At 36.6% G+C, this 12,239-nt stretch carries 10 protein-coding genes; 9 read left to right on the forward strand and 1 reads right to left on the reverse strand.

All coding sequences use genetic code 11. The annotated features are described in order from the left end of the window. Positions 1–381: 381 nt before the first annotated feature. The 4 genes from ACPF9A_RS19160 to ACPF9A_RS19175 all read left to right on the forward strand — a co-directional run bounded on the left by ACPF9A_RS19160 (position 382) and on the right by ACPF9A_RS19175 (position 4,810). Complete coding sequence (locus tag ACPF9A_RS19160) at positions 382–1,731, forward strand: IS110 family transposase (RefSeq protein ID WP_423997572.1); 1,350 nt, start codon at positions 382–384, stop codon at positions 1,729–1,731. A 57-nt stretch (positions 1,732–1,788) separates the two neighbouring features. Further along, positions 1,789–2,280, forward strand: coding sequence for a hypothetical protein (locus ACPF9A_RS19165; protein ID WP_423999507.1), 492 nt, complete (start codon positions 1,789–1,791; stop codon positions 2,278–2,280). 908 nt (positions 2,281–3,188) lie between these two features. Further along, a complete protein-coding gene (locus ACPF9A_RS19170; RefSeq protein ID WP_423999509.1) occupies positions 3,189–3,890 on the forward strand; it encodes a glutamine amidotransferase-related protein in 702 nt (233 codons plus the stop codon). A gap of 338 nt (positions 3,891–4,228) precedes the next feature. Further along, entirely contained in the window at positions 4,229–4,810 is a 582-nt protein-coding gene (locus ACPF9A_RS19175; protein WP_423999511.1) for a hypothetical protein, read from the forward strand. Positions 4,811–5,055: 245 nt separating this feature from the next. Here ACPF9A_RS19175 and ACPF9A_RS19180 read toward each other — a convergent pair whose 3' ends face one another. Continuing rightward, on the reverse strand, positions 5,056–6,129 hold the full coding sequence (locus ACPF9A_RS19180) for an IS110 family transposase (RefSeq protein WP_423999375.1): 1,074 nt from the start codon (positions 6,127–6,129) through the stop codon (positions 5,056–5,058). 456 nt (positions 6,130–6,585) lie between these two features. Here ACPF9A_RS19180 and ACPF9A_RS19185 point away from each other — a divergent pair, with 456 nt between their 5' ends. The 5 genes from ACPF9A_RS19185 to ACPF9A_RS19205 all read left to right on the forward strand — a co-directional run bounded on the left by ACPF9A_RS19185 (position 6,586) and on the right by ACPF9A_RS19205 (position 11,357). Beyond that, positions 6,586–8,103 (forward strand): IS1182 family transposase, encoded by a 1,518-nt coding sequence (locus ACPF9A_RS19185; RefSeq protein ID WP_423997090.1) that lies wholly within the window; start codon positions 6,586–6,588, stop codon positions 8,101–8,103. A 359-nt stretch (positions 8,104–8,462) separates the two neighbouring features. Further along, entirely contained in the window at positions 8,463–9,812 is a 1,350-nt protein-coding gene (locus ACPF9A_RS19190; RefSeq protein WP_423997572.1) for an IS110 family transposase, read from the forward strand. A gap of 47 nt (positions 9,813–9,859) precedes the next feature. Then, positions 9,860–10,096: a DUF3303 domain-containing protein gene (locus ACPF9A_RS19195; protein WP_116772387.1), complete on the forward strand. Its 237-nt coding sequence runs from the start codon at positions 9,860–9,862 to the stop codon at positions 10,094–10,096. A gap of 13 nt (positions 10,097–10,109) precedes the next feature. Next, the gene (locus ACPF9A_RS19200) at positions 10,110–10,613 is read left to right on the forward strand and encodes a GNAT family N-acetyltransferase (protein WP_423999513.1); all 504 of its coding nucleotides are present in this window, start codon (positions 10,110–10,112) and stop codon (positions 10,611–10,613) included. Positions 10,614–10,841: 228 nt separating this feature from the next. Continuing rightward, positions 10,842–11,357, forward strand: a complete 516-nt coding sequence (locus ACPF9A_RS19205; protein WP_299326107.1) for a phosphohydrolase — start codon at positions 10,842–10,844, stop codon at positions 11,355–11,357. Positions 11,358–12,239: the final 882 nt, after the last annotated feature.

Consider the following 12,239-nt stretch of genomic DNA (forward strand, 5'->3'; position numbering starts at 1 on the left):
AAAAATTAAAACAAAAAGATTTGGCTACGAGCTGTGGCGCAATGGGAATTGTAAATCACCGCCCCACACTAATCATAGCCTGAACGTTGTGCAACATTCCCCACATCAGAATCCGATTAATTCCTCGAGCTAACGAATCGCAAAATCCTATCTTTTTTTTATTTTTATATAGGCTCACTACAAGGTCGATTTTTCAACTGGTGTTACCTTTTGGGTAAACTCGGTCAACATTCTGATTGAAGTACTATCATTCTTGCCTTTAGGTTGAGTTTGATGTGATAATTCCAGTGGTACTGCATCTTATGCAAGTCCGATCGAGATATTTTAGAATTTATACAGTACTTCTTTTGAGCCATTTTTATAAACCTAAATAATTTTGGTATGAACAAAAAAATGGAACTGGACATCATCAATCTTCACTGTGCTGGAATTGATGTGGGAAGTAGAAGTCACTTTGTCGCCATTGGACAAGACCTCAGTGATGTAAAAGAATTTGGAGTGTATGCAGAAGACCTTCAGGACATCTGTAATTGGCTTTTAGGGAATGGCATCAACTCTGTTGCTATGGAATCTACTGGAAGTTACTGGCAGAACTTATATGCTGAACTCGCTAAAAATGGATTTGACATTATTCTTGCCAATGGAAAATTTACTAAAAATGCCAAAGGCAAAAAAACTGACGTAAAAGATGCACGATGGATACAAAAACTACACGCTCTTGGACTATTGAGTAGTAGCTTTTTACCAGATGAAACTACGGAAATCCTAAGAACCTATTGCAGACAAAGAACAAACTGGTTACAATTAGCTGCCGAAGCTTCCAACAAAATGCAGAAGTACCTAAAACTACTTAATATGCGTTTAGACGTAGTAGTAAAGGATGTATGTGGGCTTACCGGGCTGAAAATTATTGAAGACATCTGCAAAGGAAATTTAGACCCAAATTCTTTAGCGAAACACAGGCACTATAATTGTCGAAAATCAGAAGAAGAAATTGCCAAGGCTCTAAAAGGCAATAACAGACAGGACTTTCTTTTTGGACTCAAACAAGAATTTGAAAGCTACCAATTTTATCAAAAGAAAATAGCAGATTGTGATAAACAAATTGACAGGTTCCTTAAAAAACAAATCAATCTTGACCCGATTAAAAAAAAACTAAAAACCAAAGCAAAACCTTATAAGCGCATAAATAAAAATGCCCCAAAAATTGAGTTAAACCAATTGGCTTTTCAATATTTTGGAGGCATAGACCTAATGCAAATAGAAGGTCTAAGCCACGCAACAGTACTCACTATAATTAGCGAAATTGGTTCTGAAGGATTTAATAAATTCCCTACTGCAAAACATTTCACCTCTTGGATGCGACTTGCACCGAATAATAAAATATCTGGAGGAAAAGTATTAAGTCATCGCACACCAAAAGGAAGTAATCGAATAAAAACAGCACTCAGGCAAGCTGCAAATGCAATCGGAAATCTAAAAGACACTCATTTATCCAATTTCTTTAGAAAAATCGCTTTCAAAAAAGGAAGACAAGTAGCCGTGAGTGCAACCGCTAGAAAACTGGCTGTTATCATTTGGAATATGGTCACAAAAAAACAAGCCTATCAACCACCTACTGACTATTTATTCCTAGATCAAAAAAGAAAAATGGGACTCGTCAAAAGAATTAAAAAACAAATCAATAAATTTGACATAAAACCAGAAGATCTCGATTTTTCAACATCCTGATTTTCAATAACTAAATTTGACGTTAGTCGAGATATCCAAAAAACACGCTGAAATAATATGAAAGTACTGAATGTCCATAAGCGAATAATAAACCAGTCTAAAAGTGAGGTTTCGGAAATATTAAAAACCCTAGCGACCGAAAATGACAAAGTTTGGCCAAAAGAGAAATGGCCAGAAATGAAATTTAAAGGCGGAATTAAAGTTGGAGCAAAAGGTGGACACGGACCAATAAGATATTCTGTAGAAAAATATAATCCGAATGAAATAATTCAATTTAAATTTTCTAAACCTATTGGATTTAACGGAATTCATAAATTCGAAATAGAGGAATTAGATAAAAATAAAACGGAAATAAAACATACGATTGATATGAATGCTAAAGGGAAAGGAATATTTATCTGGACTTTTGCAATACATTCTTTACATAATGCTCTTATCGAAGATGGATTTGATAAAATTGAGAATAACTTATCTGACAGCAAAAAAAAAACTGAATGGAATTTTTGGACTAAATTTCTTAGAAAACAGATTTCAAAACGGAAAAAATAAAACGTAGAAATACGTTGCACAACAATGGCTATAATTAATACGGGTTTTGGTACTTAACCCAAAATTTAGGCATATTTACCAAGTCCGCCAAATCTTTTGATTTGGCTTTAAAGAAAAAAAGATAAAACAAAATAAAAAGTTTTGGCTAAGTGCTTAATCGGAAATTTAGTAATTTTAATTCCCGTACTAACCATAGTGTGCCAAGAAGCAGTCATGGTAATAAACTGTGCTGCATGCTGTAATTAAGATGATGGTAGATCCATCAGAGTCGTTGTATAGGCGATGGCTCTAAACCACCTAAAGGTGCTTTGGTTAACAGCCTTGGTACTGAGCGTTTAGGAGAATCCAACCCACGAGGTTGGCAGGTATGAATAAAGGAGTTGAACGAAAGTGAACCACTGAAGAGGTGTCGAGAAGTAGGTACATCCAGTCAAAAGCTACGAAGTATGATACGGAGTTAAAACTAGTGTTTGAAAGAACATTAATCACAGGGGTAACCTATTTATTTTCTGTGGGGCTGGCGTCATTCAGGTGGCAAGAACTTTATTCGGGCTTAGTTATGGAACTTGGGAAGCTGCATATACGTGCTAAGGGAAATACACAATAGGCACAACCTAGAGGTAGAATACCAAAAGTATATGTAGTGGCGGACTCATTCGTAGTAGTGATGAAGTTTCTGTAATGGAAATGGAGCAAAGGGATGAGCTGGTTTAATACACAACCTGCCAACTTGAAAGAGGATGAGCTATCTTTGTGTATCAAGTCAGAAGAGCCGTATGATGGGAGACTATCACGTACGGTTCTGTGAGAGGCTTGGGGTGAAATTCCCCTTGTCTACTCGACGCCGAGCCGTTGTGCGTCATGCTGGTACACATTGCAAACGTAAACAGACCAATAACTTAAAAACAATGATATATAAAATTGCAATATTAGGAGACTTTAATCCTGCTTATTCAACGCATCATGCACTGAATGATAGTATTAGACAAATTAAAAAAATATTTGAAGAAGAAATTCAATTTGATTGGATTTCTTCTGACACGCTGAATTTTAAAACTGCATTCAATAATATGTATTGTGGACTTTGGATTGCTCCAGGTTCACCATACAAAGACATGGAAAATGTTCTAAGCACAATTACTTATACCAGACATAATAATATTCCAACCTTTGGAAATTGTGGTGGTTTCCAACACATGATAATTGAGTTTGCAAGAAAATTATGTGGAATTACTAATGCAGACCATGAGGAAACTAACCCAAACTCAACAGACTTATTGATTTCAAAACTTTCTTGTTCGTTAGTTGAGCAAGAAGAAGAATTGACAATAACAGACACAAATTCAATTCTATTTGACACAATAAAAAAAGAGAGATTATTAGGAAAATATTTTTGTAGTTATGGCATTAACAGCAAGTATATAGATACTTTAAAATCTAACGGACTTAAATTAACAGCAATATCAGCAGATGGTCAAGTAAGAGCATTTGAGATAGAATCTCATCCATTTTTTGTAGGGACATTATTTCAGCCAGCATTGACTTCTACCTTTGATATGCCAAATCCATTGATTGTAGAATTTGTCAAACAATCTATACACCGAAAATAAAGCACGAACGCACAACAATGTATATACAAAATAGGCGAGATGGTAGTAAATTCAACTGTTGTAGCCCGCTTCAAAATTGTAACGGTTTGATAAGTTTGAAGCCCGCAACCGCCTACTTTGCATATACTCAACGTTGTAAAACATTCCCCACATCAGAATCCGATTAATTCCTTGAGCTAACGACAAATTTTAAGGTTTTTTTCAGAAAAGCAGAGGGGGAAAATAGGCGAATAGACTATAAATAAAGGGATAAGAACAAAAAATAACTAAATTTGACGTTAGTCGAGATTACGAAGAAACCATTCTTCACTCGATTACTGAATAAAAAACATATAAATATGGGTTACGCAGTTGAAACAATATTTACGAACGGAAGAAAAGTGAGTGAAGTATTTGGTTCTAAGAATTATGACCTAATAGATATAATACCTGATTATAGTGAATATGACTTTATGCTTGAAGATTATTTTGATTTGTCAAAAGGAAAATTATCCAGTAAAAGAATAATGCAAAATATTATTGAAGGTGAAACAGAAAATCTTTACACCGATTTAATATTGGATAAACAATTAGAAAAATTCGCTATAAGTACATTAGGTGCCGTTTATGGCTATTTACAACGAGATGTTTGTCTTCATTATGGTAAAATCGTTAATCGAAACAACGATAATTGGCCTATGTTCACACAGTATTTATCGGATTTCGAAAACCGTTCAAGATCGTATTGGAAAACACCTCGAAGTAGAGATTTTCCGCATCTTTTTTTCATTTTAATTCGAGAATTAGAAGATTATAAAAAACTTTACTTTGATACTTTGGCAAAAAAGTATCCAAATAATATTGAATTGAAAAAAGATATGCATTACGTATTTGACAAGGCTAAAGAACTTAATCTAAATATATTTTTCTTTAATAGCTAAGGAGGACAGTAACCATAAAATCACGTTTTACAACAATGCCTAAACGTAATGCGGGCTTTAGGGCAAAAACGAAAGGTCTGTGTATATTTATAATGTCGCTAAATCTTATGGATTTAGCTTTGGACAAAAAAAGAAAAAGCAAAACAATAAGCTTTAGCTTCGTGCGTAGACGGAATCAAAAAGTTTCCTTGCCTCCGCACTACGCTTAGGTACTGTGTTAAAAAACAAGTTTTTTCTTTAATAATTTAGGAAACAGGTTGATTTATCAAACTGTTATCCCGCGCAGCAAGAGCGTCATGCTTTTGCTGCTTTTTTATTTCAAATTTAGCATCATAGACTTCTTCGTTCTTCCATAACGTGAACATAAGTATCAACAATTTTCTCTGAACGGCTATCAAGGCCACCAACGGCTTTGCTTTCTTCGGCTTTAACCTATTATAGAATTGTTTCAATGTAGGGTTACACCGTACACAGGTCATCGATGGCATATGTAAAGCTGCCCTAATATGGCTATTCCCTCTTTTGCTGATCCTTGTTTTTCCTTTAAAATTACCAGACTCCCTTAACACTATGTCATAACCCGCATAGCTGGCCAACTGTTTTCCGTTCGCTATAGATTCAAAACCTAAGGTTTCCCCTATCACGGTTGCTGCCGATATGAAAGAGATACCGGGTATACTCGTTAGTAAATCAACTTTCCTTTGAAGTTCGTCATTTTTTGAAATGAGTTCTTTCATCTCCTCTTCGATAATCGCTATCTGTTCATTGAGAAGTTTCAGTCTGTTCTTGTGCCTTTTCAAGGCTTTTGCATTACTGTAGACACTGGATGAAATGGCTCCTTGGCGATTGTTCTCGCTCCCCTTATCTTTCAACAAAGAACTGCGCTCTCTGCTCAAACCTTTCAAATGTTGTAATTCTTCGTTAGGTGGTTGCCAAAGGCGAATAGATCGCTCTAACCCAAGCATACTTAGCATTTTACTATCTAAGGCATCGGTTTTCGAACGTTGGTCCAGACTCTGTGCATAACGCTTTACACGACCCGATTGCATGACACTGACGCAATATCCTTTGCCGTACAGGTAATGGGCGATTCCTTGGTGATAGACCCCGGTAGCTTCCATAACTACCAATAGTTCAACACTATTATCAACTGATTTCTTTAGCCATTTTAAAAGTGTTCTGTAACCTGGTTCATCATTAGGTACATCTGGATGTGACATGAATTCCTTTTCCAGTTTATCGTCCAGAAAACCAAGGGACAATGATAAGCTTGACTTGGAGACATCTATTCCTAAACTTTGTTTTAATCGCTTTTCCATAATATTATGTTTTAAGCTATAACCCTCTTTATCATCTTTGCTCGCATTTGATTCGATCTCTGTAATATAGGATCTAGGTACTGTTCAGATTCCAAGAAAATTATAGAAGGGAGGTCTCTCTAAAAAACGATATCACATTAAGTGTATCTAGCCCAAAAGCCATTATCCCTTCTACTTAAGCTTATTATTGATTATCTAAAATAATGCTTTAATAAATCAGTTCAGGAAGAGCGTAAACCTAAGCGACGATATCTCTATTTAGTATCTAGCCCAACCACGAAATCACCCTTCCTTTAAACTAATTTATCATTCAGAATATATTATCTTCAAACTTAGAACCAAACATACGAGCCCAACCGTCAGACTGCGCAAAAACCTACCCTTTCTTAATAACTTTGTTGATTTCCTTTAGCACGGCCAATACCATATCGTATTGATATTGATTATCTTAATGGTATGGATTTTATAACAGGTTTTGACAGGGACCAACTCGTAATGATGGATTTCGAATCCTGCCTGGGTCCCGATTCGTGGGCAAGGATCGTCGATATGTTCGTGGATATCCTCCCAATGGGCGACCTGGGGTTCAGGGACGTGCTGAACAACGAGGGCAGGCCACCATATCGTTCCTCGGACATGCTCAAACTCTATCTCTACGGCTACAAGAACAAACTGCGCTCCTCCCGCCAATTGGAACATGCCTGCAAGGTAAACCTCGAGGTCATATGGCTCCTGAAGGGACTAAGGCCGTCCGCAAGGAAAATAGCCTATTTCAGAAAGCGTAACCCAAAAGCCTTCAAAGGGGCATTCAGGTATTTTGTGGTGCTGCTCAAGGATTGGGAACTAATCGAAGGCGAGACCATTGCCATCGACTCCTTCAAGATAAGGGCCCAGAACGCCCTGAAGAACAACTTCAACCAGAACAAGATCGACCGCCATATCGAGTACATAGACAACAAGATACTGGAATACCAACAACAACTTGATGCCGAGGACGGAGATTCGGATACCGAAAAAATACAGGACAAAATTGCCTACCAGGAATCGAAGAAGGAAAGATACCGCAACATCGGGGAAGAGCTGCGCACCAGTGGGGAACGACAGATCAGCCTTACCGATCCCGATGCCAGATCGGTAGTACTGCACCGCAACATAATCAATGTGGGCTATAACGTGCAGGCAGGGTGTGATGCAAAATACAAACTCTTCGTCAACAACGACACGGGCACCGTAAACGATACACACGCACTTTCGCCCATGGCACTCGATGCAAAGCAACTTTTGGGCGTGGAAAAAATGAGGACACTTACCGATAAAGGGTACACCACGGGCAAACACCTGGACATCTGCACCAAGAACGGGATAACAACTTACTCATCCCCAAAGGAGCATTCTTCCCAACACAACGGCCTTTATCCCATGGTCGATTTTAAATACGACAGGGAAATGGATACCTATACCTGTCCCGACGGACAGATATTGGTGACCAATGGAACCGTTTACAATAAGGCGGGCCACAAGGTCAAGCATTACAAGAACCGACAGGCCTGCAAGGTCTGCCCCGTAAGGCACCTTTGTACCACGAACAAGAACGGACGCTTCATAGAGCGCTCCATTTATCAGGAGGCCTTGGAGGAAAACCAGAAAAGAGTGGAGGAAAATCCGGAATATTATAGGCTCAGGCAACAGATCACCGAGCACCAGTTCGGGACCATCAAAAGACAATGGGGCTTCACCCATACATTGATGAAAGGAAAACAGAACGTGCTCTCCGAGGTAAACCTGATCATGATATGCTACAACCTTAGCAGACTTGTGTCCATTCTTGACCCAAAAGTGTTGAAGGACAGGCTCAAAAGGCTTGTCGACATATTTTTTGCCCTATTCGGAGCCATTTCAGCCATTTTGGGCGACTTTCCTTTTCTTGGAAATTTAGTTTACCACAAAAGAACCGGCTATAAAACCTTCGCTTAGGGTCCTATAAATCAAAACAAATCATTTATTTTTATTCGAAATGGAGTTGCTGCGCAAACTCCCGTTGGCAAACATTCCCCACATCAGAATCCGATTAATTCCTCGAGCTAACGAATCGCAAAATCCTATCTTTTTTTTATTTTTATATAGGCTCACTACAAGGTCGATTTTTCAACTGGTGTTACCTTTTGGGTAAACTCGGTCAACATTCTGATTGAAGTACTATCATTCTTGCCTTTAGGTTGAGTTTGATGTGATAATTCCAGTGGTACTGCATCTTATGCAAGTCCGATCGAGATATTTTAGAATTTATACAGTACTTCTTTTGAGCCATTTTTATAAACCTAAATAATTTTGGTATGAACAAAAAAATGGAACTGGACATCATCAATCTTCACTGTGCTGGAATTGATGTGGGAAGTAGAAGTCACTTTGTCGCCATTGGACAAGACCTCAGTGATGTAAAAGAATTTGGAGTGTATGCAGAAGACCTTCAGGACATCTGTAATTGGCTTTTAGGGAATGGCATCAACTCTGTTGCTATGGAATCTACTGGAAGTTACTGGCAGAACTTATATGCTGAACTCGCTAAAAATGGATTTGACATTATTCTTGCCAATGGAAAATTTACTAAAAATGCCAAAGGCAAAAAAACTGACGTAAAAGATGCACGATGGATACAAAAACTACACGCTCTTGGACTATTGAGTAGCAGCTTTTTACCAGATGAAACTACGGAAATCCTAAGAACCTATTGCAGACAAAGAACAAACTGGTTACAATTAGCTGCCGAAGCTTCCAACAAAATGCAGAAGTACCTAAAACTACTTAATATGCGTTTAGACGTAGTAGTAAAGGATGTATGTGGGCTTACCGGGCTGAAAATTATTGAAGACATCTGCAAAGGAAATTTAGACCCAAATTCTTTAGCGAAACACAGGCACTATAATTGTCGAAAATCAGAAGAAGAAATTGCCAAGGCTCTAAAAGGCAATAACAGACAGGACTTTCTTTTTGGACTCAAACAAGAATTTGAAAGCTACCAATTTTATCAAAAGAAAATAGCAGATTGTGATAAACAAATTGACAGGTTCCTTAAAAAACAAATCAATCTTGACCCGATTAAAAAAAAACTAAAAACCAAAGCAAAACCTTATAAGCGCATAAATAAAAATGCCCCAAAAATTGAGTTAAACCAATTGGCTTTTCAATATTTTGGAGGCATAGACCTAATGCAAATAGAAGGTCTAAGCCACGCAACAGTACTCACTATAATTAGCGAAATTGGTTCTGAAGGATTTAATAAATTCCCTACTGCAAAACATTTCACCTCTTGGATGCGACTTGCACCGAATAATAAAATATCTGGAGGAAAAGTATTAAGTCATCGCACACCAAAAGGAAGTAATCGAATAAAAACAGCACTCAGGCAAGCTGCAAATGCAATCGGAAATCTAAAAGACACTCATTTATCCAATTTCTTTAGAAAAATCGCTTTCAAAAAAGGAAGACAAGTAGCCGTGAGTGCAACCGCTAGAAAACTGGCTGTTATCATTTGGAATATGGTCACAAAAAAACAAGCCTATCAACCACCTACTGACTATTTATTCCTAGATCAAAAAAGAAAAATGGGACTCGTCAAAAGAATTAAAAAACAAATCAATAAATTTGACATAAAACCAGAAGATCTCGATTTTTCAACATCCTGATTTTCAATAACTAAATTTGACGTTAGTCGAGATTAAAACAGAGAATAATGAAAAAATTTATGGTTGTTGAAAAATTCAAACCTAATTGCCTTGAGAAAAACAATGAATTATGGAATAAGAAAGGAAGAATGCTTCCTGAGGGTCTTTACTATTTAAATTCTTGGGTTAATAAAGAACAGAGTATTTGTTTCCAACTTATGGAAACAAATAAACCTGAATTATTTGAAGAATGGACTAATAATTGGAAAGAATATACAGATTTTGAAATCTTTCCAATAGATTAAGTGTCTTTACAAAATGATTGAAATTAACAAAGCTAATAACACGTCTGAATTTAAAATCATTGAAAAATTAGCAAAAGAGATTTTGCACGAAGTTTATGACCCAATAATTCCTGCTGAACATACCGATTATTTTTTGACGGAATTCCAATCGGAAAATTCAATTGGAAAACAAATTAAAAATGAGAATTTTAGTTATTTTCTCTTAAGTTTTGATACTAAAAATGTTGGATATTTAGGAATTCAAAAACTGAATAAAAAACTAATTTTGAGCAAACTATATATTTTAAAATCGTTTCGTGGGTTGAAAATCGGAAAAACAGCGTTGGAATATGTTAACGGATTTGCGACGAATAACGGAATTGAAAAAATTGAGCTAATTGTTAACCAACATAACCAGAATACGATTGACATTTATCTAAAAAATGGATTTAAAATAGTGGAATCGCTTATTAACTCGTTCCCGAATGGACATTCTGTTGAGGATTATAAAATGGAAAAAATATTGATTGCGGAATAAAAACGATTTGCCAACAATGGCTATAATTAATACGGGTTTTGGTGCTTAATCCAAAGTTTAGAGCTTTTAACCAAGTCCGCCAAATCTTTTGATTTGGCTTTAAAATAAAAGATAAAACAAAATAAAAAGTTTTGGCTAAGTGCTTAATCGGAAATTCAGTAATTTTAATTCCCGTACTAACCATAGCCGAGACGTTGTGCTTATTGCCAAACAGAACATAAATATTTAATGAAAAAATTAGAAAAGACAAAAGAATACGCTATTCGAAAACATAAAGAAGCAAATCATAAATACGACGAATATGATTATGATTTTCATTTAAATATGGTATTTGAAATAGCAAAAAAATTCATTCATTTAGTTGAGCCAACTGAACAAGAAAATGTATTTGCCGGATGTTGGGTTCACGATATAATAGAAGATGCAAGGGAGACTTACAATGATGTCAAAAAAGAAACAAATGAAACTATAGCTGAACTTGCTTACGCTTTAACAAATGAAAAAGGCCGAAATAGAGCCGAAAGAGCAAATGAAAAATATTATAAAGGAATTAGAGAGACTAAAAATGCATCATTTATTAAATTTTGCGATAGAATTGCAAATGTGACACATTCGAAAAATAATCGTTCTCGAATGTTTGATAAATATAAGGATGAAAACGAGAATTTTATTGCGAATATATATATTCCTGAATGTCAAGAAATTTCGGAACATTTAAAGGAATTATTCAAGGAAAAACACTAAGTTCAACACCGTGTATAATTAATTGCTTGGTCACTGCCGACTTACGAACATTCCTGCGGAATATTCTATCTGTGATTTATTTGCTAAATTAGTTGCTTAACCACGCAACTAACCATACGTGTGCCGAGAAAGCAATGAACGGCTGATATATTTCATTGCGAACTGTTTATAAGATGGTGGAACCGACCCACTGATGTTGTCTTGCAGGAGAGAGCATCAAACCCCCATAAGGTGCTTTGGTAAAGAGCCAAGGTATTGAGCGTTATGGAAAAGGCTGCGTCAAGAGCGTGGTCAGGTATGGATAAAGGAGATGAATGCAAATGAACCTCTGATGAAGTGTCGAGAAAGTGCAACATCATGTCAAAAGTGTTTGAAGTATGACAAACATTATAAGTTTAGCGGTTACCTGTTTACTGGCTAAGCGGCAGGCGTCATTTAGGAGGCATGACCTTTATTCGGGCTTATTTACGGAACTCGGGAACCTGTACTAAGATGCAAAGTGAAATGCACAATAGCGCAAACTAGAGGCAGAATAGCAATGCTTGGTATAGGGGCGGACTAATCCGTAGTAGTAATGAAAGTTTTGTAATGAAACTGGAGCGAAGGGATTAGCTAATTTAACGTACAATTTGCCAACTTGAAAGAGGATGAGCTATCTTTGAAAGTTAAGTTAGAAGAGCCGTATGATGGGAGACTATCACGTACGGTTCTGTGAGAGGCTCGGGGTGAAATTCCCCTTGTCTACTCGACACATCAACGTTACCTGCAATTGCGGAAACTCACTCAAACTCAAAAAATCTCAATTAAAAACTGCTGATTTTTTGCCAAACAAAACGCTGAAAACTTACTCAATATCTGAAAATCACTCTAACGGAATTTTAG

Source organism: Maribacter sp. IgM3_T14_3 (assembly GCF_049603095.1).
Taxonomy (GTDB): Bacteria; Bacteroidota; Bacteroidia; order Flavobacteriales; family Flavobacteriaceae; genus Maribacter.